General features: G+C 57.1%; 21 protein-coding genes. 5 read left to right on the forward strand and 16 right to left on the reverse strand.

All coding sequences use genetic code 11. From position 1 onward, the window contains the following. Positions 1-72: 72 nt before the first annotated feature. Positions 73-1,788 carry a diguanylate cyclase gene (locus tag AU11_RS10700; RefSeq protein ID WP_081848064.1) on the reverse strand — a complete coding sequence of 572 codons (1,716 nt, stop codon included), beginning with the start codon at positions 1,786-1,788 and terminating at the stop codon, positions 73-75. A 223-nt stretch (positions 1,789-2,011) separates the two neighbouring features. On the opposite strand from AU11_RS10700, the gene AU11_RS10705 reads away from it, so the two are divergent. Continuing rightward, positions 2,012-2,821, forward strand: coding sequence for an MOSC domain-containing protein (locus AU11_RS10705; RefSeq protein ID WP_043319300.1), 810 nt, complete (start codon positions 2,012-2,014; stop codon positions 2,819-2,821). Then, on the forward strand, positions 2,818-3,717 hold the full coding sequence (locus AU11_RS10710) for a FadR/GntR family transcriptional regulator (protein WP_197023822.1): 900 nt from the start codon (positions 2,818-2,820) through the stop codon (positions 3,715-3,717). Before AU11_RS10705 ends, AU11_RS10710 begins: the two co-directional genes overlap by 4 nt. 223 nt (positions 3,718-3,940) lie before the next feature. Here the strand turns inward: AU11_RS10710 and AU11_RS10715 are convergent, their stop codons facing one another. After that, positions 3,941-6,571: a chondroitinase-B domain-containing protein gene (locus AU11_RS10715; RefSeq protein WP_043319304.1), complete on the reverse strand. Its 2,631-nt coding sequence runs from the start codon at positions 6,569-6,571 to the stop codon at positions 3,941-3,943. 229 nt (positions 6,572-6,800) lie between these two features. Between AU11_RS10715 and AU11_RS10720 the strand changes: the two genes are divergently transcribed. Next, positions 6,801-7,769, forward strand: coding sequence for a questin oxidase family protein (locus AU11_RS10720; protein WP_043319305.1), 969 nt, complete (start codon positions 6,801-6,803; stop codon positions 7,767-7,769). Positions 7,770-7,786: 17 nt separating this feature from the next. On the opposite strand, the gene urtE is transcribed toward AU11_RS10720, so the two are convergent. From urtE to AU11_RS10750, 6 genes are all read right to left on the reverse strand, one after another. Beyond that, positions 7,787-8,482 (reverse strand): urea ABC transporter ATP-binding subunit UrtE, encoded by a 696-nt coding sequence (gene urtE / locus AU11_RS10725; RefSeq protein WP_043319308.1) that lies wholly within the window; start codon positions 8,480-8,482, stop codon positions 7,787-7,789. After that, positions 8,479-9,282, reverse strand: coding sequence for an urea ABC transporter ATP-binding protein UrtD (urtD, locus tag AU11_RS10730; RefSeq protein ID WP_197023857.1), 804 nt, complete (start codon positions 9,280-9,282; stop codon positions 8,479-8,481). The genes urtE and urtD overlap by 4 nt, the downstream gene beginning before the upstream one ends. A 38-nt stretch (positions 9,283-9,320) precedes the next feature. After that, positions 9,321-10,514: an urea ABC transporter permease subunit UrtC gene (gene urtC, locus AU11_RS10735; protein WP_051687181.1), complete on the reverse strand. Its 1,194-nt coding sequence runs from the start codon at positions 10,512-10,514 to the stop codon at positions 9,321-9,323. Next, positions 10,511-12,142, reverse strand: coding sequence for an urea ABC transporter permease subunit UrtB (urtB, locus tag AU11_RS10740; protein WP_231491848.1), 1,632 nt, complete (start codon positions 12,140-12,142; stop codon positions 10,511-10,513). The genes urtC and urtB overlap by 4 nt, the downstream gene beginning before the upstream one ends. A 59-nt stretch (positions 12,143-12,201) precedes the next feature. Further along, on the reverse strand, positions 12,202-13,488 hold the full coding sequence (gene urtA, locus AU11_RS10745) for an urea ABC transporter substrate-binding protein (RefSeq protein WP_043319312.1): 1,287 nt from the start codon (positions 13,486-13,488) through the stop codon (positions 12,202-12,204). A gap of 141 nt (positions 13,489-13,629) precedes the next feature. Further along, positions 13,630-14,766: a hypothetical protein gene (locus tag AU11_RS10750; protein WP_043319313.1), complete on the reverse strand. Its 1,137-nt coding sequence runs from the start codon at positions 14,764-14,766 to the stop codon at positions 13,630-13,632. 424 nt (positions 14,767-15,190) lie between these two features. On the opposite strand from AU11_RS10750, the gene AU11_RS10755 reads away from it, so the two are divergent. Then, positions 15,191-18,643 carry an ATP-binding protein gene (locus AU11_RS10755; RefSeq protein WP_231491850.1) on the forward strand — a complete coding sequence of 1,151 codons (3,453 nt, stop codon included), beginning with the start codon at positions 15,191-15,193 and terminating at the stop codon, positions 18,641-18,643. A 44-nt stretch (positions 18,644-18,687) separates the two neighbouring features. Next, on the forward strand, positions 18,688-19,596 hold the full coding sequence (locus AU11_RS10760) for a response regulator transcription factor (RefSeq protein ID WP_043319314.1): 909 nt from the start codon (positions 18,688-18,690) through the stop codon (positions 19,594-19,596). 184 nt (positions 19,597-19,780) lie between these two features. On the opposite strand, the gene AU11_RS10765 is transcribed toward AU11_RS10760, so the two are convergent. The 8 genes from AU11_RS10765 to AU11_RS10800 all read right to left on the reverse strand — a co-directional run bounded on the left by AU11_RS10765 (position 19,781) and on the right by AU11_RS10800 (position 25,311). Further along, positions 19,781-19,990: a hypothetical protein gene (locus AU11_RS10765; RefSeq protein WP_043319315.1), complete on the reverse strand. Its 210-nt coding sequence runs from the start codon at positions 19,988-19,990 to the stop codon at positions 19,781-19,783. A 36-nt stretch (positions 19,991-20,026) separates the two neighbouring features. Next, positions 20,027-20,668 (reverse strand): urease accessory protein UreG, encoded by a 642-nt coding sequence (gene ureG, locus AU11_RS10770; protein ID WP_043319316.1) that lies wholly within the window; start codon positions 20,666-20,668, stop codon positions 20,027-20,029. A gap of 72 nt (positions 20,669-20,740) precedes the next feature. After that, a complete protein-coding gene (locus tag AU11_RS10775) occupies positions 20,741-21,415 on the reverse strand; it encodes an urease accessory protein UreF (protein ID WP_043319317.1) in 675 nt (224 codons plus the stop codon). After that, complete coding sequence (locus tag AU11_RS10780; RefSeq protein WP_197023823.1) at positions 21,396-21,935, reverse strand: urease accessory protein UreE; 540 nt, start codon at positions 21,933-21,935, stop codon at positions 21,396-21,398. The genes AU11_RS10775 and AU11_RS10780 overlap by 20 nt, the downstream gene beginning before the upstream one ends. Positions 21,936-21,982: 47 nt before the next feature. Further along, positions 21,983-23,713, reverse strand: coding sequence for an urease subunit alpha (gene ureC / locus AU11_RS10785; RefSeq protein WP_043319318.1), 1,731 nt, complete (start codon positions 23,711-23,713; stop codon positions 21,983-21,985). Beyond that, entirely contained in the window at positions 23,710-24,045 is a 336-nt protein-coding gene (locus tag AU11_RS10790) for an urease subunit beta (RefSeq protein ID WP_043319320.1), read from the reverse strand. The genes ureC and AU11_RS10790 overlap by 4 nt, the downstream gene beginning before the upstream one ends. A gap of 15 nt (positions 24,046-24,060) precedes the next feature. Next, on the reverse strand, positions 24,061-24,363 hold the full coding sequence (locus AU11_RS10795) for an urease subunit gamma (protein ID WP_043319322.1): 303 nt from the start codon (positions 24,361-24,363) through the stop codon (positions 24,061-24,063). Between the two features lie 36 nt (positions 24,364-24,399). Then, complete coding sequence (locus AU11_RS10800; protein WP_043319324.1) at positions 24,400-25,311, reverse strand: urease accessory protein UreD; 912 nt, start codon at positions 25,309-25,311, stop codon at positions 24,400-24,402. Between the last annotated feature and the right edge of the window lie 101 nt (positions 25,312-25,412).

Below are 25,412 nucleotides of genomic sequence, written 5' to 3' on the forward strand. Positions count from 1 at the left end.
AGAGATGGCCCGCTTGTACAATCAAGCGACACAGGCACTGAACAGGAACGACACCGGACTAAACGCCCCGACCTAAGAAGTCGCCGCGACAAAAGCCGGTTGCGTTGCCCCGTTTTCCGGGTTGAGTGGCGCCAGTTCCACACGATTGCGGCCCGCATGCTTTGCACGATACAAAGCGCCGTCTGCGGCCTCAAACAACTGAATGGCGGACGCGTAGTTGTCTTGCTCGCTGGCCGCTACGCCAATACTCACGGTCAGTGAAATATCCTTCAGGTTGAGGCCCGCTACTGACTGGCGCAAACGCTCCGCTACTTCCACCGCCTGCTCCCGGTTCGTGCGCGGCAAGAGGATAGCAAACTCTTCACCGCCGTAACGACAGGCCACCACCGGCTTCCGCACCTGCTTTCTGATCAACTGCCCTACCGCGGCGAGAGCGGCATCACCCCGCACATGCCCTAAACGGTCATTAATCATCTTGAAGTGATCCAGGTCGATAATCAGAAGAGCCAATGAGGTGCCGTTACGCGAGGTGAATGCAAATTCTTTGGGTAATTGTTCGTCGAAGTAGCGGCGATTGAACAGCGTGGTTAATTGATCGGTATAACCGTGCCGCTGAATCTCGCCGACTCTCGCACCCAGGGCGAGAGAGAGCAATACCATCTCAACCAGTGCGCCTACCTGAAACGCGTTGTGGGTAATACTGTTGTGCGGCAGCAGGCCGAATGTTTTCAGCATATATACAACCACGCTGACCAGTAACGCTGCCCATCCCACAAGAAAATACCGCGCGGGCACCGAACCCCGCAGCAGACTGACTACCCCCATCACCATAAACAGGATTGAAAGCACTAGGGTCAGAATCGCCAATGTCAGAATCATGGGGCCGTAGCTGACAAACGGCGATATGGCAGTCAACGGAAAAAGGGCGTACAGCAAAACGCGCGCGAGAACATCAGTGCGCGGAGCCAGTCGCGGGCCCGCGCACACGGTGCGCACAAACTGGATACCGAAAATCAGGGTAAGACCAAGCAGCGCCACCAGGCTCTGGTTAGCCAGCCACGGATTTCCCGGCCATAGGTACTGATAGGAAACCCCATTGTGCACCCCAAAATAAAGCCCGTAGCAGATGGCATACCCCATATAAAAAGCATAAGCGCGATCACGTACAGCCAAAAATAGAAACAGGTTGTAAACAACCAGTACCAGGAATCCACCGTAATAGATCCCAAGCAATAACTGCTCTTTCGCAAGCTGTGGCAGAAAGGTGGTTTCACTGCTGATACTGAGCCCGATATTCATCGAACCCGCCGTCTGATAGCGAAAATAGAAGGTCTGGGTGGTGTTGGCCGGCACAGTGACGGGAAATACGAAATCCCGCAGATTTACCGGACGGGAGTCAAACTTGCGGCGATCACCGGTTGCGGTATGTGACCAGTCGCCGTTGCCGGCCGGCTGCCAGAAATCCAGGTGGTCGATGAGTGGATAATCCTGGCGGAATATCAGCCCGAGCGGCGACGCGGTAGGATTGTGTAAGGTGACCGCCACCCAGTAAGCAGCGTCGCTGAACCCGAAGTTGTTTCCATCCCCGTCAATGCTCTGCCACTGCCCGGAGAACTGCGGCCCCACAACCTCAGGAAATGTCAGGCTGCGCTGCGTATCAACCAGTATGCGAAGGTGCGGAGCAAGTGCCTGGAGCGGTTGCTCACTGCCGACAACGAGCGGTTTTCCCCAGCCACAAACTGAGGCACAAACCAGTGCTACCCCCCAGATCCACCTCGCCAAAGACATCGCCGTCTCGACTCCCGTTTATTCTTCTCGTATATGACAGGGGATACTACCACCTTTTTCTCTGATCACACTGGACCGCTCACTGCGCCAGACGGGCGGTGCAGCGCGAGTGGGCACTTTCGGATAGGACTTGGTGGCCGCCGCTTGTACCATTACGCCGGCAAGATAAAGCAGGCAAGTTACTGCCCATCGAAAGCTCGCTTCCCCTAACCTGGAGCCCACTGTGGAAATATCCGCGCTCTACCATTTTCCCGTCAAATCCTTACAGGGACACAAGACCAAGTCTCTTCCTCTGGACAACTTTGGCGCAGTGAACGATCGCCGCTGGATGCTGGTCGATGCCGACAACCAGTTCGTCACTCAGCGCCGCACCCGCGCCATGGCCCAATTAAAGGCAACGGTCACCACCAAGGGCCTACTGCTGGAAAACATGCATGGAGAACGTTTTGAAGTCGATCATCCTGGCTCAAATGCCGAACGCTGTAGGGTGACCGTATGGAATGATGATGTCGTCGCAAGGGATGCGGGCGCGGACGCCGCTCGGTGGCTGAGTGAGCAATTACAGTCACCTGTGCGTTTAGTGACCATGGGAGAGGAGTTCCGGCGGCCACTGGAGGTTCCTCGCCAGGACCGCCAGGTGGGCTTTGCGGATGCGGCGCCTTTACTGGTTATCAGCCAGGCGTCGCTTGACGATCTCAACAGTCGCCTGGCTGAGCCTGTATCCATGCTGCGTTTTCGCCCCAATCTGGTGGTAAGTGGTTGCGAGCCTTTTGCCGAAGATCACTGGAAAACACTGACCGTTCATACCCATGATGGACCACTGGTATTCGATTGCACTCACCCCTGCGCCCGCTGCGCCATTCCCGGGTTACACCCGTTCACTGGCCGCGCCCAGAAAGAACCGCTGCGCACACTGGCCAGTTACCGACGCGGGGAAGACGGGCAGATTTACTTCGGCATGAACCTGGCACCAGCATTTTCCGACCAGCCCATGGCGACCATACACTTGGGCGATCGGGTGGAGGTGCGTTGACCGCGCACTTCTTCCCATTCATACCGAGGCAGAGCTATTGTTCGATGAGCACGACCAAGGATTCTGGAGTGCATCCGTGTTCAACCCCAGAACCGCAACGCCGTAATCGCACACTTGAGTTTCTTACGCCCGAGATTGTCTATACAATCTTCGCCCATATCCCGACCAGATACGAGCGACCGATGACCGCGCAATTCCAGCTGATTACCGAGACCAGCCGCAGCCTGAACATTCAGATTGCCAGGGAAATCGCGCAAAAAATCCTTTCCGGTGACCTTCCCCAGGGTGAGATCATTCCTGGTGAAGTGTACCTTTGTACCCAGTTTGGCGTGAGTCGCACTGTACTACGGGAGGCGATAAAACTGCTCAAATCCAAGGGCATGCTGGAATCGAAGCCCAAAGTGGGGACCCGGGTATGTAACGAGACCCAGTGGAATTTCCTCGATGCGCAGCTACTTGAATGGCTCGCAGACATAGAAACTACAGAAAATGTGTACCGCCAGTTTCTGGAACTACGGCGATCTATTGAGCCTCAGGCAACTGCGCTCGCGGCAATTCGCGCGACCCCTGAGCACCGCGCAGAATTAACAGCAGTCTTCCGGCAGATGGATACGATTGCACAGCGCTTTGACCAAACCCTCTGGACCGAGGTCGACACCCAATTCCACCGAATTATTTTTCTCGCCACCGGAAACAGTTTTTTTATCCCCTTCGGCAATGTGATGGCTGCTATGCTGAAGTGGTTTATTCAATTTTCATCCAAGGAGGGCGGTGTGTGTATCGAGGAGCACCGTCAGATTTACGAAGCGATTATGGCTGGCGATGCAGAAAAAGCGCGGCAATCCAGCATCTCACTAATGGAAAGCCACAAACACCGCCTTGGTAATAATGAATAATCCCCCCGGGGGCCAAAAAAAAAGCCGGCGTACGCCGGCTTTTTTGATGGTTTTACTGAAATGCTTCCCAGGCAGAGGTCGCAAGCAACAGCGCCCCCCAGACCCAGAGAATATCCAGCTCACCTCGCTTCCATAAATTCATTGGATGCTCCCGATAGCAAGGGTGCATTGTGTATCCAGTGATGTGGCCGCTGCCATCACGGTGGTGACCGCGGCCAACCTATTACTCTCCGCTCTTGTGAGAAACCAGGCGGAAGCTGTCAAACAGAACCACAGCATCGGCCGCAGGTGCGCCTTCAAACGCCAGCTTGAAATCGTCCACACGCACTTCACTTCCATCTCCCTGGTATTCAGCAAAGATGGTCAGTGAGGTGTTGCTACCGCTATTGAACTGGATGGTGTCGGGACGGAAACTGTCGTCGCCCTCCAGCGCTTCATCCAGCAGGCTGTAATCCGATACTTTTTCTGCGACAACCGTCGAGCCATCGGCACCTTTCACACCGAATTTCACTTTTGCGTCATAGCCATTCTTTTCCAGAATGTACATGGACAGGGTGTAATCGGTATTGGCGACGACACTGACGGTTTGCGAAATACTCGGGTCCGCCGGAGTGCCAAAATCATCTGCGTTGTACTTAAACTTGATGGAGCCATCGGCACCGCTGGCCGAATTGCTGGAATCCTGAACCTGGCCGATTCCAGTGCCTTCGTACACGTCCCAGCCATCCTGTCCATTGTCGAAGTTCGGATTCACGATCGCGGCTTCACTCGCAACATCGTCGTCAATCAATGCGAAGATTTCTGCACTGGTGGCATCGCCGGAATTAAAGGTCACGCTGGCGAACCGGTACTGGTCGGTGCTACTCAGGTCGCCACTGACGGTTTCCTCGCCCATCACCACCTGCAGTTTCGCGTGCCCTTTTACAAAGGCAGACAGGGTGTAGTTGGTATTGGGTTCCAGAGTGACGGTCTGGGAAACACTCGCTGACGGGGAATCCAGCTTGATGCTGCTGCCACGAGAGAATACTTCCGCAGGGTCAGTGGCCAGTACTGCGCCGTTGTTGGTCCAACCGTCGAGGCCGTTGTCGAAATCGTGGTTGGCGAGTGCTACCTGTTTGACAAAGCCGCGACTCATGGGCGGGGTGTAGTTGATCGGACCCACATCCTCATAAGTCAGAACACCTGTAGTGACAGCGCCATCAGACACTTCGTCTGCACCGGCGAGGGTGCTTTCACTGCGCATTTGACCATCCATATCCACGGTCACCGCTCCGAAGCCGCCACTTTCCAGCCCGCTGACGGCCGCCAGATTGACGCTGCCGTCCGGACGGAAAATACCGCGCGCGTCGGCTGCCAACTGTGCGTCGGCAAAGGTAATACCCTCAACAGACGACAGTGCCTCGCTATCGGAGAAAGCACCACCGTAGAAGACGTTACCACCGATCACTGAGTTGGACGGCATACCGTCGGCCGCCTGCACAATCACCGGACCAACGGCATCGACAATAATGTTGTTGTGCAGATAGATATTTTGTGGGTTCGCAGACTTGCCGCCGCCATCGACATTCAGGCTGTTCACGCTATCCACAATGGTATTGTGGGCAACGAAAACATTTTCGACCTGCTGATAGCCGTTCGTCTCACTACCGTCGGAGCCCATCAGCACAATGCCACCGTGGTGCAAGGTACTCAGATAACGCGCCCCCTGAATGTAGTTGTTGACGATGGTATGACCGTCATCCACAACACGCAGCCCTCCGGCAAACGGGTGATCGTCGCCCAGAATAAAGTTGCCGCTGATGGTGGCACTGGAACCGTGACGAGTGGTGATGGAACCATAGCTGTCACGCACGGTGTTATTGCGAATGGTGTTATTGCCAGACTTATTGGAAATGACTTCCGCTTCGCCCTGAATACGCTCGAAGTAGTTGTACTCTACGGTGGAGAATGAGTCGCCTTTGTGGGAGTCACTGGTGCCGATACGAATCGCTTCGTATTCGTTGTCATCATTATCGGCATAAGCTTTACCGTTCACCGGCGGACGATCGCCAAAGTAGTTGTGGTCGATGGTCGCGCGGTCCACCTCCATGGTTTCCACAGTCATACCGCCTTCGGTATCCAGCCAGCGATCCACCACCAACAGCGCGCCGCGGGTGGTTTTGCCGGCAAACCAGCTGTGATCCACGCGGTTATTGGCACCGTAGATATGCACCCATTTGCCGGAATCCTCGCTATCCACGTCAAAATCGACAATGGATATTTCGGTGATTCGGCAATTGTTGCAAGGGGTATTGCTGTTACCACGAGTCTGGATCAGGTCACTATTTGCAGAAGTGCCATCTTTGAAGACGAAGCCCTGCAGCACCACATATTCACCGCTCATGTTGACGCTGACTTCACCACCGATGGTGACCGCACCAGACTCCGCTGCAGCAACGGTGATGGGGGCTTCTTCGGTACCCATACCACCGAAGCTCAGCTCAAGACCGGTGTATTCACCGGCAGCGAGACATACGGTAGTGCCTGCAGCCATGTCATAACTGACCGCGTCTTCCAGCTCGGAAGTACTGTTTACTGTGGTATCGCAATTGATGGCAGGAACAGAGTCGTTATCACCCAGGCTACCGCGGGCGAAATTGGGGCCTGTTTCGGGTTCGGGCTCTGGTTCTGGTTCTGGCTCGGGTTCTGGCTCGGGTTCTGGCTCGGGTTCTGGCTCGGGTTCTGGTTCGGGTTCGGGTTCTGGCTCAGGAACCACAACATCAGGTGGGTTGGTATCCGAATCGCTACTGGAACCATTGTCGCAACCCGCCAGACTGGCGAGCAGGACTAAGCCTATCAAGTACTTGATATTCAAGGCGTTTCCCTCTCATCACATTTTTATTCATTTATTTTTGTTTTCTTCGTACATCTAGGCCCGAAGAGCCTATACGCTAGCAAAACTCTATTTGTTGGACAATATTATTGTTTGCCAGATCACAGTTTATCCAAACCACAGACTTGGAGAGGCGCAGCACGCCAACATAAACTATTGAAAATGCAGGAAAATCCAGAGAACGGCGAAATTTCGACCGAAGGAAGACAATGTGAGCATCACCCGACACTGCGTGGAGTTACTGGAGGCCGGTAGCCGGTATCACGTGCGTTACGGCGATCACCTAGCGAATCATCTGCCGATGGTGTTGATTGCACTGGACCGGCTGGGTGCAGCTCCGTTACGGCTCAAGTACACCTTTGATCGCAGCGTACCGCACCTGCAACCGCGTCCGGCCAGCCCGGTAGAGCAGATTGCAGACCCCGCCCGGGGGCGCAATCGCGAGGATCTATTTCCCAGCGTACTCAATTACTACGAGCGGCAACTCAGGCAATTAGGTATTGCCAAGTGCCTGCAGCAGGAACTGCCACCGCTGCTACCCTCCATTTCTACTGCCGCTTTTCACGGTCTGATCCGCACCGCCTACGGCGTAGACGCCCGTCACCTGGAAGAAGTGGCCATGGGGCTCGCGTACTGGACGCTGGATTACCACGAGCTGGGCAGTAGCAACGAAAAGGTCGCGGCTTCAGCCAGTGAAATACTCACATCGGTTGGCAATAAATTTGCAGATATTCCCCTCGCTCCCGGCAATATCGCCGACCATATGCAATCGGTTACCGGACAACCGGGTTGGATGGATACTCCTATCCAGCCACAGTCGATAGCGCTGGAGGATATTGCGGATGTCGCCATACACGCTTATCTCGGTACCGGCGATTTTACCCTGCTCCACGGCGTAACCGGCTGTCACGCGTTGCGTTTGATCCTGCCCTACTGCGACAATCGCGAGGAGGCACTGCGCTATTTCTGGCAGGGGCTGGTGATTGCGTATTTGAGTACCGGACCGAAAAACATTCAGCCCGTAGAGAAGAGTGAAGTGAGCGCCATCTCACAACGCCAGACGGAGATTGTGGAAAAGGCGCTGCACAGTGACGACGACCATGTCATCAAGCTGGCGTACAGCGCGCTGGAAGAATTCCATTATTACGGGAAAAGCGAGTACCTGCAGGTACTCAGGTAAAATAGAGATAACGGAATTTATACGGCCAGGTACTGGCGAATCAATTCATCATTCAGGTTCGCCATTTTATCCGCTGCAACCACAGCTCCCTTCTGCATCAAACGAAACTCCTTGCCGACTCTGCGCGCAAAGCCCAGCTTCTGCTCCACCAGAATCACCGTCAGCCCGTCCTCCTCATTGAGCTTCGTTACCACCTCGCCAATCTGACGAACGATGTTGGGCTGGATACCTTCATTGGGTTCGTCGAGGATCAGTACTTTGGGGGCGATCACCAGCGCGCGGCCAATGGCGAGCTGCTGTTGCTGACCGCCGGACAGGTCACCGCCGCGGCGATGCAGCATATCTTTCAATACAGGGAAGAGTTCAAAGATCCGTTCCGGGATTTTTTTCAGTCCATCCCTGCGCGCGGGCAAACCGATCTGCAGATTTTCCTCCACGGTCAGCAGCGGAAAAATATCCCGCCCCTGGGGCACATAGCCGATACCCAGTTTGGCCCGCGCCTGCGCAGGACTGCCCTCGATGGGATTTCCTTCATACAGAATACGCCCATCGCTGGCCGGCAATAATCCCATCAGGCATTTCAACAATGTGGTTTTCCCCGCGCCATTGCGCCCCATAATGCAGGTACAGGAACCCTGTGCGATATCCAGGTCCAGATCCCACAGGATCTGGGTGCCGCCGTATTTCTGGTTGAGCTTTTCGATCCGGATCATGCTTCCTCTCCCAGATAAACCTCAATAACGTCGCGGTTATTCTGTACCTGATCCATGGTGCCCTCGGCGAGCACCGAACCCTGGTGCAGTACCGTTACAGTGCGCGCAATACTGCGCACAAACTCCATATCGTGCTCCACCACGATGACCGTGTGCTTGCCGGCAAGGGAAGTGAGCAGCTCCGCGGTGCGTTCGCTTTCCTCGGCGGTCATTCCCGCCACGGGTTCATCCACCAGTAGCAGGCGCGGCTCCGCGGCCAACAACATACCGATTTCCAGCCACTGCTTCTGACCGTGGGACAGTGCCCCGGCCAGCTGATGACGGGATTTTTCCAGTCCGATAATTTCCAGTACTTCATCTATGCGATCGCGTTCACTGCCAGACAATGTGGCGGTCAGCGCACGCCATACGCCCTTGGCGCCCTGCAGCGAAAGCTCCAGGTTGTGAAATACCGTGTGCGCTTCAAATACCGTGGGCTTCTGAAATTTGCGGCCGATACCCAGCTGGGCAATCTCCGCTTCATCGTGGGCCAGCAGGTCGATGTTCTGGCCGAACCAGGCACTGCCACTATCGCACTGAGTCTTGCCGGTAATCACATCCATCAAGGTGGTTTTGCCGGCGCCGTTGGCGCCGATCAGGCAGCGCAGTTCGCCATCGTTTACATACAGGTTCAGATTATTCAGCGCCTGAAAACCGTCGAAGCTGACATTCAGCCCCTCGAGATAGAGAATCACATTTTTCGACACATTCACCGAGCGCTTGCGCGGCACCAGAAACGGCCAGGTGGTATCCCGGCGCATCACTTCCCGCGCCTGTTCGGTAATTTGATTCAGGCTGTTCATGCGCTTACCTCCGCTGTGGATAACCCGCCATTGCTTTCTTTCGCTCGCTCCGGCCAGGCCGTTTCAGCGTTCTTGCTGGTAAAGCGATCAAACAGACCTGCCAGACCGCGCGGCAGATATACGGTGACCACTACAAACAGGGCGCCGAGCGCGAACAGCCAGGCATCCGGCATCAGTGCGGTAAAACGGGTTTTCGCGTAGTTCACCAGCAGCGCGCCGACAATCGCACCGTACAAGGTGCCGCGACCACCCACGGCCACCCACACCACTACCTCGATGGAATTGAGCGGGGAGAATTCACCGGGATTGATAATGCCCACCTGGGGTACATACAGCATTCCGGCCACGGCGGCGATCAGCGCAGAGTAGACAAACAGCCAAACCTTGTAGCGTTCGGTGCGGTAGCCGAGAAAGCGCGCGCGCGCCTCGGAGTCGCGCACCGCGACGATTACGCGGCCCAGACGCGACTGGACAATGGCGCGGCTGGTCAGAAAAGCAATTACCAGCAATAGGGTTGTAACCAGCAACAGCGCCACCCGGGTGCTATCCGCCTGCAGGTCAAAGCCGAGAATATCCTTGAAGTCCGTGAGGCCGTTGTTACCGCCAAAGCCCATTTCATTGCGGAAAAACGCCAGCATCAGCGCGTAGGTCAGCGCCTGGGTCATGATCGACAGATAGACGCCGGTCACCCGCGAGCGGAATGCTAGCCATCCGAACACAAAGGCCAGCAAGCCCGGAATCGCCAGTGCCACCAATACTGCGAACCAGAACTGGTCCATGCCGAACCAGTACCAGGGCAATTCCTGCCAGTTGAGGAACACCATAAAGTCCGGCAGATCCGGATTGCCGTAGACACCGCGGTCGCCAATCTGGCGCATCAGGTACATACCCATACCGTAGCCACCGAGGGCGAAAAATGCCCCGTGTCCCAGACTGAGAATGCCGCAGTAACCCCAGATAATATCCACTGCCATGGCGAGCATGGCGAAGCACAGGTATTTGCCCATCAGGGTGATGGTGTAGGTGCTCACATAGAGCGGAGACTCCGGCGGCAACAGCAGGTTGGCGGCGGACATGGCCAGGGTAACCACCAGCAGCACGCCCACCAGCCATGAGGTTCCGCGACCGGGTTGACGGAATTCTGCAAACCAGCGATACAGGGGTTGCGCGGCAGTTTTTACTGTGCTCATTCTGCTGCCCTCCCGCGCTGGGGAAACAGCCCTTTCGGCCGCTTCTGGATAAACAGGATCAGGCACACCAACACAATAATATTCGCCAGCACCGCACCGGTGGCAGGCTCGAGGAATTTATTCGCTACACCGAGGGAGAAGCCCCCCACCAAAGTGCCGAGCATATTGCCCACACCGCCGAATACCACCACCATAAACGAGTCGATGATGTAGGACTGGCCGAGGTTCGGCCCCACGTTGGTCAACTGCGACAGCGCCACACCGGCAACGCCCGCAATACCGGAGCCGAGCCCGAAGGTCATGGCATCGACCATTTCCGTTCTTACACCCATGGCTTTGGCCATATCCCGGTTCTGGGATACCGCGCGCACATTCAGCCCCAGGGAAGATTTTTTCAGAATGGCCACCAGTGCGGCGAACACTGCGAGGGAAAACAGCAGGATATACAGGCGGTTATAGGTAATGGAAAACACCGGGTTAATTGCCAGCGATCCACTCATCCACTCCGGGGTAACCACCTGCATATTCAGCGGCGAGAAAATACTGCGCACCGCCTGCTGCAGGATCAGGCTGATACCGAAGGTGGCGAGCAGGGTTTCCAGCGGTCGTCCCTGTAAATGTCGGATGACTCCGCGCTCGATCAGCACGCCCACACTGCCAGAAACCAGAAAGGCCGCAGGCACCGCAACCAGCAGCGAATAGCCGATGGCGTTTGGCATTAGCTGTTGAATCACATAGGTGGTATAGGCCCCCAGCATAATCATTTCGCCGTGGGCCATATTGATCACCCCCATCACCCCGAAGGTGATGGCGAGACCGATGGCAGCAAGCAGTAGTACCGAGCCCAGGCTCAGGCCGAAGAACAGCTGTTCCATCTGCCCGTAAAACTCCATGCGCCCGGAAATTTTATCCAGTGCTTTTTGCGCGGCGGCCACCACCGCGACATCCTGTTCGGAATCGCTGTTTACCAGGCGCTGTAGCTGATTGCGCACCGGTGTCTCCAATCGCCCCTGCATCACCTCAATGGCCGCGAGTCGATCGGCGGTATCGGTGCTGGTGCGCAACTGAACCATGGCCTCGGCCAGTTCGATCAGCGTGCTCACCTCGGCGCTTACCCCCGCCTGTTGCGCGGTTTGCAACAGGCGTAAATTCTGTTCATTCAAATCGTCCAGCATGGCGAGCACCGCCGCTATTTGAGCCGCCTCATCGCCGTGCAACAGTTCGATGCGGGCAATGGCGTCGCGCAGCTGACTGCGCAAACGGTTGTTTACCCGTACTTTTTTGATATCGCGGGAATTGAATTCCCCGAGACTTTTGCCTTCAAACAGCGAAATACCCATGCGGGCACCATCGCTGTTTTTTTGAATCTGCAGTAACTGCCCGCTCTCTTTTACATAATAGAGGTCGCCGGCCAGCATCACTTCAAACAGAGGGCGCATCTCGGCACCCCCGGCCTGCTCCAGCTGTCGCACCAGATCGCCGGTTTTCTTCAGGCTGGCGCCTGGGAGCTGCTGGAGCACAGAACCCACAGCGGGTGCTGTGGGTTCGGGTTGCGCCAGCGGACTGCCGGTTGGCAGCAGCAATACCGCCGCTACTGCCATCCAAAGCTTGAGTAGTAAAACCTTCACTAAACTCTCCGCATTTTTACGTTTCAACCGTAAGCTTGCCGTTCGGCTTGCCATTCAGCTTACTGGGCCTGGCCGCTACAGGCCTTGGACTGGGTGTTGTAGTTGCCGCATTTGATCGGCGCCGTCCAGTCGGCAATCAGGTCTTTGGAGCCCGGCAGGAAGTCGGACCAGGCATCGCCGGCAACCACGCCATCGGTTTCCCACACCACCTCGAACTGGCCATCGTCCTGAATCTCACCGATAAATACGGGCTTGGACAGGTGGTGGTTCTTGTTCATCTTCGCCACACCACCGGTAAGGTTCGGGAACTCGATACCGATCATCGCCTGCTCCACGGAATCCACATCGGTGGTACCCGCTTTTTCCACCGCCTTGGCCCACATGTTGAAACCGATATAGGTAGCTTCCATGGGATCGTTGGTTACACGTTTTTCGTCGCCAATGAATTTCTTCCACTGCTGTACGAAGTACTCGTTGGCTTCGCTATCAATGCCCTGAAAGTAGTTCCAAGCGGCCAGGTGGCCTACCAGTGGGCCGGTGTCGATGCCGGAGAGTTCTTCCTCACCCACGGAGAAAGCCACTACCGGAATGTCTTCGGAACTGACGCCCTGGTTGGCGAGCTCTTTGTAGAAAGGCACATTGGCATCGCCGTTGATGGTGGAGACCACCGCGGTTTTCTTGCCGGCGCTGCCGAATTTCTTGATATCAGACACGATGCTCTGCCAGTCGGAATGGCCAAACGGGGTGTAGCTGATCATGATGTCTTCCTTGGCCACACCGGAGGCTTCCAGATAGGCTTCCAGAATCTTGTTGGTGGTACGCGGATACACATAGTCGGTGCCCGCCAGCACCCAGCGCTCCACTTCCAGATCCGACATCAGGTAGTCCACCGCCGGGATCGCCTGCTGGTTGGGAGAGGCACCGGTGTAGAACACATTCCTGGAAGACTCCTCGCCTTCGTACTGCACCGGGTAGAACATCAGTCCGTTCAATTCTTCCACCACCGGCAGAACAGATTTGCGGGATACGGAAGTCCAGCAACCGAAGATCACATCCACTTTTTCTTTGGTCAGCAGCTCGCGGGCTTTCTCTGCAAACAGTGGCCAGTCTGAAGCTGGATCCACCACTACTGCTTCCAGTTTCTTGCCCAGCAGACCGCCCTTGCGGTTCTGCTCGTCTACCATCATCAGTACCGTGTCTTTCAGAGTGGTTTCACTGATGGCCATGGTGCCGGAGAGGGAGTGCAGAACTCCCACCTTGATGGTTTCCGCGGCCAGCGCCACGCTGCTGATAACAGTGGTACCGGCGGCCAGGGCGAGACCGGCAAAATATTTTTTGAGTTTCATAAACTTTTCCTTTTAAAGGTTTTTAAATCGTAGCGAGCGGGGGGCTGATGGTGGCCGCCGGAGCACAGGAAGCGGAGTGTATTTTTAATACATGAGCATTCCGCGCACCGCCGGACGCCGTCAGGCGCACGCGCAGTAGATTTAAAGCTGGACCTGCATGCCGAGGCTTAACACATCCACATCCGCGCCCGCGTAGCCGGAGGCGTTGGCATCGCCGGAGACATAATTGAAATTGAGGCGGGTGTTGTGGCCGTTGACCACATAGTTGAGGCCGAGCTCGGTTGAGCTGCTACTGGCGGCATCAGAAGGGCTGTTTTCCACCAGGCGCAGGTAGGGCTGGAACTTGCCCGGGCCAACGTCGTTGGGGAAAAGGTAGGCCGCAGTGGCGAAAGCGGATTCGCCATCAAACAGACAGAAGCAGTCTCCGGTGGTGGGCATGGAAGCCAGGGTGTAATCCGCATCGAAGCTTTTGTATTCCGCTTCCACGGTCACCACACCGCCGCCACCGAGTACGGTTTCCGACAGCATGTCGATGGTCCAGCCGGAGAAATCCCTCGCTTCGAATTCAGAGCCCACACCGTCTTCCTGGCTCTGCAGGGAAAGCGCCAGGGTGAAAATATTACCGAGGCCACCGTAGTAGGTAGAGCTGGTGTAGTAGCCAGGGTTGGATTCCATATTCAGGAAGTTATACGCAAAGCGCGCGGCAAAAAGCGGGTTGTCATCCTGGTTGCTGTAACCGTCCACCCCGTAAAAAGAGCCCGCCGCATACTGAAACTTGCCCGCGGTACCCCAGAAGGTAATCCCCTCATCCCGCCCGATCAGCCCCGCCTGGCCACCCTGGTCGGAAGCGTAGAGCGGCTGGCGATACTGGTTCCAGGAAAGCGCGTAGTAAGGGCCGCTCATCTCAATCCGGTCCGCCGGCGTCAACATCCGCCCCACCCAGATATTGAACTCTGGTGCAAACTCAAACTGAGCGATCGCATCCAGCACATCCGCTGTATCGTTATCGCGCTGCTGCAGGTTAAAAGTAAACTTCACCGTATCGTTCAGCTGGCCCGAGCTATACACCCGGATATCCGGCAGGGTAAATTCACTATCCCCCTCCACCGACTGAAACTGAGAGCGGAACCCCGCCCCAATACTGAACGTCTGCCCACCTTCCGATTCAAACTGCTTGGCCAGCGCCGGCGTCGCCACCGCACTGCCAGCCACTACCGCCGCGGCAATCGCGTTGCGTAAATACCACTTATTCGACTGGGTACCACTTTCCAGTCTCATACCTCCTGACAACCTTTCCATAAGTTTCCCCTTGGTCTTGGCCCTGATTGGTTATTTTTTGTTGCTATCGATTATTCGACCGACCGGACAGGGGAGCCATACGCGTATTGGGGTACAGGACTACGTCATTTGACGGTTTTCAGGGGAAGGGATGGACGTACACTAAAGGTGCCGGATCCGGACCTGGTTCAGTGGCGGTACCGATACCGGGTAAAGCCTTGCGAGACACGCCGTAAACCCATCCCTGGGGGCTCTGCAAAAACATCCTGTTTTTGAAGGTCTCGCAAGGCTTTACCCGGTATCGGTACCTGCGTATTGAACTATTTCCCACAATTCATGCAGCGAGCACAGAAGCAATTCCGGTATTCTTGTTGCAAGCAAAGAAAGAATATGACGAGAACCAAGCAGTAACAGGCGATACCCGGTGGTTGGAATATTTACGGGCAACGATAACGACAACGAACAACAGGCCATGCGACCCGCACAACAGGTATTCCGCGTACGGCGGACCTACAACAAGTGGGTAGGAGACGAAACACTCGAAGACTTCGCACTGCGCTTTACCGCCGTGCGCGGGCGCCGCTTTACCATCGAACAGGTAGCCAAAACCGCCCTCGGCGCCACCGCCTTCCTCGCGTTAGAAGCCATCGCCGCCTCCGTCACCCTCAACTACGGCTTTATCAACACCGTCGCCGCCATGCTCGCCGTGGCCGCCGTGATCTTTATTACCGGCTTCCCCATCAGCTACTATGCCGCCAAACACGGCCTGGATATCGATCTGCTCACCCGCGGCGCCGGCTTCGGCTACCTCGGCTCCACCATCACCTCACTGATCTACGCCAGCTTCACGTTTATCTTCTTCGCCATCGAAGCCGCCATTCTCACCTCCGCACTGCACGCCCTACTGGGGATACCACCGGCGATCGGCTACATCCTGTGCGCGGTCGCGGTCATTCCCATCGTGACCCACGGCATCCGCGCGGTGAGTAAATTCCAGATTGGTACCCAGCCCCTGTGGCTACTGCTGCAATGCCTGGCCCTGGGCATCGCCGCCTGGTTTGAAATCTCCCGCGTGCAGGACTGGACCCAGTACGCCCCGCAGCACAATCCACAGGGGGCCGAGTTCAACTGGATGCTGTTTGGTGCGGCCAGCGGGGTGTTTTTTGCCATGGTGGCGCAGATCGGTGAGCAGGTGGATTACCTGCGGTTTATGCCGGAGAAGACCCACGAGAATCGCGCACGCTGGTGGTTCTGGCTGACTCTCGCGGGGCCCGGGTGGATTCTGATCGGGCTGATCAAGATGCTGTTTGGCTCCTTCCTCGCCTATCTCGCCATCACCCGCGGCGCCTCAGCAGTGCAGGCGGCGGACCCGGTGTATATGTATCAGATGGTGTTCAACTACCTCACCCAGTCTCCCACCATGGCGCTGATTCTGGCCGGGGTGATGGTGGTGATCTCACAGATGAAGATCAATGTGACCAACGCCTATGCGGGCTCCATTGCCTGGTCGAATTTCTTCTCGCGGCTGACCCGCAGCCACCCCGGGCGGGTGGTGTGGCTGGTATTCAATGTGAGCATCGCGCTGATTCTGATGGAGCTGGGAATTTATCGCGCGCTTGAAGGTGTGCTTGGAATATTTTCACTGGTGGCGATCAGCTGGCTGGGCTGCCTGGCGGCGGACCTGATGATCAACAAACCGCTGGGGATCAGCCCCTCTTATGTGGAATTCAAACGCTCACACCTGTACGACTTCAACCCGGTGGGTGTGGGCTCCATGTTGCTGGCGTCGATTATCGGCATCCTGTGTTATCTGGGGCACTTTGGCGACGGGGCAAAAAACTTTGCCAGCTTTATCAGCCTGGCGATCTGTTTTGTCGCGGTGCCACTGTTGGGCATTGTGACCCGCGGACATTTTTATCTGGCGCGCCGCCGCAACTCATTGAATGGCGACGACACCGCGGCCGTCGATACCATTCAAACCGCCAAGACCTGCTGCATCTGTGAAAAGGATTTCGAAGCACCGGATATGAGCCACTGCCCCGCCTATCAGGGACCCATCTGCTCCCTGTGTTGCTCGCTGGATTCCCGCTGCCTGGACGCCTGCAAACCGGAAGCCCACTTCTCCCAGCAGATGCTTAACCTGCTGAAAATGCTGGTCCCGGAGCGGGTGGTCAACGGCGTGGACTCGCGCCTGGGACGGTTTAGTGGATTACTGCTCGGCGCCGGTGCCTGTATTGCCGGCATACTGTCACTGATCTACGGACAGATGACACCGGCCACACCCGCAGAAGCGGAGCTTTTACAGCAGACCCTGTGGACCCTGTTTGTGATACTGGTGCTGATCGCCGGTGTACTGGGCTGGCTGTTCCTGCTCACCCACGACAGCCGGGTGGTGGCGCAGATGGAATCCAACCGCCAGACCCGCCTGTTACTGAACGAAATCGAAGCGCACAAGGAAACCGACCGCGCCCTGCAACATGCCAAGGAGGAAGCGGAGAGTGCCAACAGTGCCAAGAGCCGCTATCTGTCCGGTATCAGCCACGAACTGCGCACGCCATTACAATCCATCCTCGGTTATGCACAGCTGCTGAACCAGCAACCGGATATTCCGGAAAAACATCGCAACGGCCTGCGTATCATCAAGCGCAGCGGCGAATATCTGACGGATCTAATTGAAGGCCTGCTGGACATTTCCAAGATCGAGGCCGGCCGCCTGGATATTTATCGCAACCATGTGCGCTTGCCAGAACTGCTTGAGCAAATGGTCGACATGTTCCGCCCCCAGGCGGAAGCCAAGGGCATACAGCTGCACTGTCATATCCACAGCCCGCTGCCCTCCACCGTGATTGCCGATGAAAAACGCCTGCGCCAGATACTGATCAACCTGCTGTCGAACGCGATCAAGTACACCCGTGAGGGCCAGGTGGATTTCCATATTCGCTATCGCAACCAGGTAGCGGAGTTCACCATTGCCGATACCGGTGTCGGCATCGACCCGGAAGACCAGGCGCGGATCCTGAAACCCTTCGAACGGGTGCGCCATGGCGCGACGCCCGCAGTGACCGGCACCGGCCTCGGTCTCACCATTGCCTACCTGCTGGCGGAGATCATGGGCGGCGAATTGCGAATGGAGAGCACCCCCGGTGAAGGCAGCCGGTTTACGGTTTCCCTGCTGTTGTCCTGGGTGGATTCGCAGCAGCGCGTCGAGGCGCCGGCCCGCCAGATCACCGGGTATAACGGCCCACGCCGCAGTGTCATGGTGGTCGATGACGAGCCCATTCACCGCGGCCTGATCGGCGATCTGCTCACACCCATGGGGTTCTCCCTGATGGAGGCGCAGAGTGCGGAAGACTGCCTGGCACTGGTACAGCGGCAGCGGCCGGATCTGTTTTTACTGGATGTCACCATGCCCGGTATGGACGGTCTGACCCTGGCGGAAAAACTGCGCGAACTCGGAATCAATGCCCCCATTGTGATGCTCTCCGCCGACGCCAAGGAGCGCCACCTGAAACCCGGTGACAAACCCCTCGCCCACCACGATGCCTACCTGGTGAAGCCCCTGGTCAATCAGAAACTGTTCGACACCATCGCGGGACTGCTGCAGCTGGAGTGGCGCTACGACGATACGCCGAAGAGCACCAACAACCCGGCGCGCACTGCAAACGACGACGAACGGCCACTACCGGAGCACCCGCTACTGGCAGAGCTGCTGGCCTACTCCCGCATCGGCTATCGCAGCGGTGTGCACCGCACCCTGGACCGGTTGGCCAGCGAGTCGGTTGTGCCCGTACACCGCATCGAAAAATTTCGCCAGCTGGCAGACACCATGCGCTTCGAACAATTGAGCGAAGCGCTTGAATGCAAGGAATACCCATGACGATTTGCGACGAGTCCCAATCAGCAAGCGCCCAGGGAAACAGGATGGATTCTCAGACGGGCGATATTGTGCTGGTGGTGGACGATTCCCCGGATACCCTGAGTCTGATTAACGATACCCTGGAACAGGCGGGGATCGATGTGCTGGTGGCGCTGGATGGCAGCCAGGCACTGAATATTGCCCGCCGCCTGCGCCCGGATATGATTCTGTTGGATGCGGTGATGCCGGGGCTGGATGGGTTTGAGACCTGCCGGTTACTGAAAGCCGATCCGGCGCTGGCTTCAATCCCGGTTATTTTTATGACGGGGCTGACGGATTCGGCGGATATTGTGCGCGGGCTGGAAAGCGGTGGGGTGGACTATCTGACCAAGCCGATTCAGCCCAGTGAGCTGCTGGCGCGGATGAAGGTGCATTTGAGTAATGCGCGTCTGACGTCGAGCGCCCATCAGGCTCTGGATTCTACGGGGCAGTTTCTGTTTACGGTGGATGGGTCGGGGCAAATGCAGTGGGCTACACCGCAGACCTATGCGTTGTTGAGTAGTGCGGGGGCGTTGGAGTCTCAACAGCAGCGGAAGATGAGGGCGGCGTTGCAGGTTTGGTTGTCGCGCGCTCCGGGAGCGGGGCACAAGTTGAAGCTCGAGGGTTTGCAGAGTTCGCTGGCGGTGGTGTTTGTTGAGCGGCGGGATGCGCAGACATGTCTGTTGAAATTGGTGGATGATGGGGGGCCTGCTGGGGAGGAGGTTCTTCGCGAAAAGTTAGGACTGACTCGGCGGGAGTCGGAGGTTTTGTTCTGGATTGGGAATGGGAAGACGAATCGGGAGATTGGTGAAATTCTTGATGTCAGCCCTCGGACGGTGAACAAACATCTTGAGGGGGTTTTTTCGAAGCTCGGGGTTGAGAATCGGACCGCTGCGGCGGGGATTGCGATTCGAGCACTGAATCCGGACTCCTGAGGTATACGTTCTTTTTTCGTTTAGTGGCGGCCGGGCACCGGGTAAGGGTGTTCAGGACCGAGCTAGGCGCCCCCCTGTGAATACGTCCCTGTAGGCTGCGTCGGCAACATCCCTGTTGCCGACGCTCCTGAACACCCTTACCCGGCACCCGCCCTTCTCATCGGATATCTTGCTACGTAGCCGATTAGTCTTCTGTACTTTCTTTTTTCTTTCCGTGATTCCGGATCAGGAATACTGCTACTGCACTCACTGCAAGCGCCATTACCACCCACAGCATGTGATGTAATTCGTGTACAACGCCTGCCGGGGCGTGGCCTTCGTGGGCTTGGGAGAACAGGCTTAGGGTTGTGGCGAGTAAAGCGGTCAGTGCGAGTGCTAGTTTTTTCAGTTTCATAATGGTCTCTATTTCTGGTCTTTTCTGGTAATCAATTTACGCGATTGCGGGTATGGCTTTTTCTTCTAGCATGCCTTCGCGCACGATGAACTGGATGATGTCCTTGAGGCCCTTCTGTACTTTCAAATTGGAGAACACGAAAGGGCGGTCGCCGCGCATTTTTTTGGCGTCGCGGTCCATGACTTCTAGGGAGGCGCCGACCAGTGGGGCGAGGTCGATTTTGTTGATGATCAGGAGGTCGGAGCGGGTGATGCCGGGGCCGCCTTTTCTGGGGATTTTGTCGCCGGCGGAGACGTCGATGACGTAGATGGTGAGGTCGGAGAGTTCGGGGCTGAAGGTGGCGCTGAGGTTGTCGCCGCCGCTCTCTACGAATACGACGTCCAGTTCGCCGTGGCGGGCGATGAGTTCGTCGATGGCGGCGAGGTTCATGGAGGCGTCTTCGCGAATGGCGGTGTGGGGGCAGCCGCCGGTTTCTACGCCGAGGATGCGGTCGGCTTCCAACGCTTCGTGGCGGGTCAGGAACTGGGCGTCTTCCTGGGTATAGATGTCGTTGGTAACGACGGCGATATGGTAGTGGTCGCGCATGGCGGCGCAGAGTTCGCGCAGCAGTGCGGTTTTACCGGAGCCGACGGGGCCGCCGATACCAACTCGGAGGGTCTGTTTTTTTGCGGTACTCATTCTTTTGTTTCCCTCTATATTCAACAAATTTTTATCAGCAAGAGTTTCTGAAAAAATTCTTGGGGCTTCCGCCTAAGAGCGGAACAGCCGGCTGTATTGGGTTTCGTGACGGGCGCTGGCGATGGCGAGTGCGGGCAGGCCTGCGCCGATTTCGAAATCCTGAATAGCTTGCGCCCGCGCGATGGCGGCCGGAACCTGCTGCTGGATGTCACCGATCAAGTGCTGGGCCTGGGTCTGCCCCAGGGGCACCAGTTTGGTGGCGGCGGCCACCTGATTTTCCAGCCAGGACCAGACCAACCCCAACACCGCGGCCTCTTCATTAAGCTGCCAGTGGTGGGCGGCGATGGCGAAGGCGGCGATAAAGCTGCTGTCGCCTTCAAGCGTCGGGGTTTCAATGTCCAGCTGAGAAAGCAGACGCATCAGGGCAATACCGGTTGCGGTGTCGGTGAGGCGCAGCTCTTTGGTTTCCCTGCTGGCGAGGCTGTAGTCATTCCAGTAATTCAGTTGCTGGGTATCGTTTTCCTGTAGGGCTCGATGGCAACGCAGCAGTAGCGGGCAGTCCACCTGTGCGAAGGATTCTGCCAACTGCAATGACAGCCACTCTTGCGTATCCGCAAGATTTTTTATCCATCCGGCCTCCACCGCATATTCCAGCCCTTGAGAAAAGGCATAGCCGCCCACGGGCAGGCTGGCACTGGAGAGTTGCAGCAGTCGCAGCAGGGCGGCATCAGTGGTGGTGATGCTCATGCTGCTCGCCGTGGTGGTGATGATGTCCGTGGCCGCTCTCTTCATGGCCGTGCGAATGGCTGTGTGAATGACTGTGACCGCCGCTGTAGGCGCCGGACTCGGGGACAAGTACGGCCTGCTCTCGGGTCAGCGTCAGGCCCAGTAATTCCAGCATTTCTTCCAGTACGTGATCCGGAGTAATGCGCAACCAGCGATCTTCCGCGCTGTCCGAAGTCTGCAGTTTTACGTGGCGGTTGCCCAGATGATAGCAGGCGCGAGAGAAGGTCACCCAGTCGTCGCAGCGGGCGGTGGTCACGGGTTCTTCTGCGCCGACCACTTTGATGATTTTTCCACATTCACTTTGCAGAATTTCACCAACCAGTAGTGGCTTGCCGCGTTCGAGAAAGATCCGAACCTCGGTGCCATCATTCGCAAAAACGCGCAGACGACCGCGGTCCCGTTGCAGGTGATCCAGGGTTACGTGGTAATCCGCGCTCAACTCGGGTTTGACGCCGAGGCGTTGAAAGATTTCCAGGGCCACGGTCTACTCCTATTCTTCTAAACAACAACAGCAATCAAAACAGGTATTCAAAACAAACAATAGCGCTGTGCCAGCGGTAACTCGGTGGCGGGCTCACAGGTGAGCAGCTCGCCATCAGCGCGCACTTCGTAGGTCTGCGGATCGACGCTGACATCGGGTTGCCAGTCGTTCAGGATCATGTCTTTTTTGCTGATGGTGCGGGTGTTTTTACAGGGGGCGAGGGTTCGCAATAGCCCTAGCTGTTCCGCCACCTTGTTTTGCATGGCGGCCTGGGACACAAAGGTCAGCGATGTTTTTGCGGCGGCAATGCCGAGGGCACCGAACATGGGGCGGTAGTGCACTGGCTGCGGTGTGGGAATCGAGGCATTCGGGTCGCCCATGGGCGCGGCGGCAATCATGCCGCCCTTTAAGATCAGCGACGGTTTGATGCCGAAAAAGGCCGGCTTCCACAGCACCAGGTCCGCAAGTTTCCCCACTTCGATAGAGCCCACTTCGTGGGCGATTCCGTGGGTAATGGCCGGGTTGATGGTGTACTTGGCGATATAACGGCGCGCGCGAAAATTATCCGCACCGGCAGTATCACCACTGCTGTCCTCGGCCAATGTGCCGCGCTGCACTTTCATTTTGTGCGCTGTCTGCCAGGTGCGGGTAACCACCTCCCCTACCCGTCCCATGGCCTGGGAATCGGACGCGATCATGCTGAAGGCGCCGAGATCGTGAAACAGGTCTTCCGCGGCGATGGTTTCCTTGCGGATACGGGAATCCGCAAAGGCAATGTCTTCCGGAATACTGGTGTCCAGGTGGTGGCACACCATCAGCATATCCAGATGCTCGTCCACGGTATTGATGGTGTAAGGGCGCGTGGGATTGGTGGACGACGGCAATACATTCGACGAGGCACAGGCCTTGATAATATCCGGCGCGTGACCGCCACCGGCACCTTCGGTGTGATAGGTGTGAATGGCGCGGCCTTTAAAGGCCCCCAAGGTGTCATCCACAAAGCCGGATTCATTCAGGGTGTCCGTATGAATAGCCACCTGCACATCGTATTTTTCTGCCACCGTCAGGCAGCAGTCGATGGATGCCGGTGTGGTGCCCCAGTCTTCGTGCAGTTTCAGGCCACAGGCGCCGGCTTCCAGTTGTTCCTCGATCGCTTCCGGCAGACTTGCATTGCCCTTGCCGAGAAAACCAAAGTTCATCGGCAGGCTGTCGGTGGCCTGCAGCATCTTGCCGATATTCCACGGCCCCGGTGTGCAGGTGGTTGCGTTGGTACCGGTAGCCGGGCCGGTGCCACCGCCGATCATGGTGGTGACGCCGGACATCAGCGCCTCTTCTACCTGCTGCGGACAGATAAAATGAATATGCGCGTCGATGGCACCGGCGGTAAGAATGGAACCTTCACCGGCAATAATCTCCGTGCCCGGGCCGATAATAATTTCCACCCCTTCCTGCACATCGGGGTTACCCGCCTTGCCGACGCCGGAAATACGCCCGTCCTTTACCGCCACATCGGCCTTGACCACGCCCCAGTGATCGAGAATCAGCGCATTGGTAATCACCAGATCCGGTGTTTCCGTAGACGGGCGCTGGCTCTGGCCCATGCCATCGCGGATTACCTTGCCGCCGCCGAATTTCACTTCGTCCCCGTAGCGGGTGAAATCTTTTTCTACCTGCAACCACAGCTCGGTGTCCGCCAGGCGCACACGATCGCCGGTGGTGGGACCAAACATCTGCGCATAGCTCTCTCGGTCCATATGGGCTCGATCCTTCCGGCTCATACTTTTTCCGCTCCCTCGCCGTCGAGCGGTCCCATGACTTCACCGCGAAATCCAAAGACCACACGCGCGCCCGCGTACGCCACTAATTCCACCTCGCGCCCCTGCCCAGGCTCGAAGCGCACCGCGGTGCCGGAGGCAATATTCAGGTGAAAACCTCGGGCCTGTTCGCGCTCGAAACGCAGCGCCGGATTCACTTCAAAAAAATGATAGTGGGAGCCCACCTGCACTGGGCGGTCGCCGGTGTTTTCCACCCGCAGGGTGCGGGTTTCACGGCCGGGATTGAGTTCAATATCGCCCCTGTCTGCGGCGACCTGGATTTCTCCGGGAATCATAAACGTGTCTCCGCTTTAGCTGATGGGGTTGTGCACGGTCACCAGTTTGGTGCCGTCGGGAAAAGTGGCCTCAACCTGCACCTCATGGATCAGCTCTGCCACGCCATCCATCACCTGGTCGGCATTCAAAATTTCGCGGCCATAACCCATCAGTTCCGCAACACTTTTACCATCCCGCGCGCCCTCGATAATTTCCATGGTGATCAGCGCGACCGCTTCCGGGTAATTGAGCTTCAAGCCCCGCGCCAGGCGCCTCTCGGCCAAAAGCGCGGCGGTAAACACCAGCAGCTTGTCTTTTTCTCTCGGCAGCAATTCCATGGGTAAACCTTTTTAATACAATCTGCGATTCGTTATTCACGTGCGCCAGATACGCGGCGCGCAGGCCGGCCGGTCGAGCAGTTCCGGGCGAACAATTTCCCAGAGCTTGGTCAGCAGCCCGCGCACTTCAAACGCACAGTGGCCGAGCACCCGCACCACAAACATATTGGCCACCAGCGTAACGCCGCCGATACAGCGTTTTTCTGCATCCGCCACCAGCGCACGGCAATCCTCCAGTAGCTCTTCGGAGAAGGCGTTTGTAAACGGCCCCATCACAAGTAGTCCGTTCACCGGAAAACTCCGCAGCCCCGCCGCGGCCTGTAAAATATTGCCGTCCTCACCATTGCCCCCAGAGGCGATACCGAGTCGCAGGGACTCCACCAGCAGCGGTTTTCCTTCACGGAAAATTTCCAGCCGCTGCAACAACCGGCCACCGCTGAAATCCTCATCACAGGCGGGCAACCCCAGCGAGGTCACCTCCCAACCGGCAAACCGCGCCCCGGCCTCCAGATCCACCCGCATGGTCATGGCACCATTGGCACCGGGGTAGGCAATATTCTCCAGCGGCAACCACTCCAGGCTGGCATCGCGCGCCACCCGCAAAAACGTGTTCTGACACTGCAGCAACGCATCCGGCCGCGCCCGGTAAACCCGCCCCGCTCCGGTCGTCGTCACCAGCGCCTGCGCCCCTTCATCCACCGCCACCCGAATATCCAACTGATCCCCGGAAACCAGCCCCCCGGGCGGATGCAACAGATACACATGGGCCAGATCCCGCCCCTCGGGAAAGAACGGCTTCTGCACATACAAAGGCCCGCGGTGGTAATTCCGCGCCAACCGACAGCCCCGCACCGTGCGCTCAAAACGCAACTCCAGATCCGCCTGCCAGCGGGTCGCACTGGTAGCGTCGGGAGTGTTGGCAATAGCGGGAATAACGAGCTGATTCATCAAAGGTCGCGTGGCACGGCAAATCGCTGCCACAAAGTCACTGGTTGGATTTGAGGACAATCAAAACAAGAATCCCCCGGGGGCGGTATGCGTCAATTGAC

This window comes from Microbulbifer sp. HZ11 (assembly GCF_000708675.1).
Classification (GTDB): Bacteria; Pseudomonadota; Gammaproteobacteria; order Pseudomonadales; family Cellvibrionaceae; genus Microbulbifer.

What these genes read in the sequence shown, in the direction of transcription:
- urtD (WP_197023857.1), bottom strand. Translation starts at nt 9,282, where the DNA reads ATGCGCCGGGATACCACCTGGCCGTTTCTGGTGCCGCGCAAGCGCTCG.
- AU11_RS10760 (WP_043319314.1), top strand. Translation starts at nt 18,688, where the DNA reads ATGGATTCTCAGACGGGCGATATTGTGCTGGTGGTGGACGATTCCCCG.
- AU11_RS10775 (WP_043319317.1), bottom strand. Translation starts at nt 21,415, where the DNA reads ATGAGCATCACCACCACTGATGCCGCCCTGCTGCGACTGCTGCAACTC.
- AU11_RS10700 (WP_081848064.1), bottom strand. Translation starts at nt 1,788, where the DNA reads ATGTCTTTGGCGAGGTGGATCTGGGGGGTAGCACTGGTTTGTGCCTCA.
- ureG (WP_043319316.1), bottom strand. Translation starts at nt 20,668, where the DNA reads ATGAGTACCGCAAAAAAACAGACCCTCCGAGTTGGTATCGGCGGCCCC.
- ureC (WP_043319318.1), bottom strand. Translation starts at nt 23,713, where the DNA reads ATGAGCCGGAAGGATCGAGCCCATATGGACCGAGAGAGCTATGCGCAG.
- urtE (WP_043319308.1), bottom strand. Translation starts at nt 8,482, where the DNA reads ATGATCCGGATCGAAAAGCTCAACCAGAAATACGGCGGCACCCAGATC.
- urtA (WP_043319312.1), bottom strand. Translation starts at nt 13,488, where the DNA reads ATGAAACTCAAAAAATATTTTGCCGGTCTCGCCCTGGCCGCCGGTACC.
- AU11_RS10790 (WP_043319320.1), bottom strand. Translation starts at nt 24,045, where the DNA reads ATGATTCCCGGAGAAATCCAGGTCGCCGCAGACAGGGGCGATATTGAA.
- AU11_RS10750 (WP_043319313.1), bottom strand. Translation starts at nt 14,766, where the DNA reads ATGAGACTGGAAAGTGGTACCCAGTCGAATAAGTGGTATTTACGCAAC.
- AU11_RS10795 (WP_043319322.1), bottom strand. Translation starts at nt 24,363, where the DNA reads ATGGAATTGCTGCCGAGAGAAAAAGACAAGCTGCTGGTGTTTACCGCC.
- AU11_RS10765 (WP_043319315.1), bottom strand. Translation starts at nt 19,990, where the DNA reads ATGAAACTGAAAAAACTAGCACTCGCACTGACCGCTTTACTCGCCACA.
- urtC (WP_051687181.1), bottom strand. Translation starts at nt 10,514, where the DNA reads ATGAGCACAGTAAAAACTGCCGCGCAACCCCTGTATCGCTGGTTTGCA.
- AU11_RS10800 (WP_043319324.1), bottom strand. Translation starts at nt 25,311, where the DNA reads ATGAATCAGCTCGTTATTCCCGCTATTGCCAACACTCCCGACGCTACC.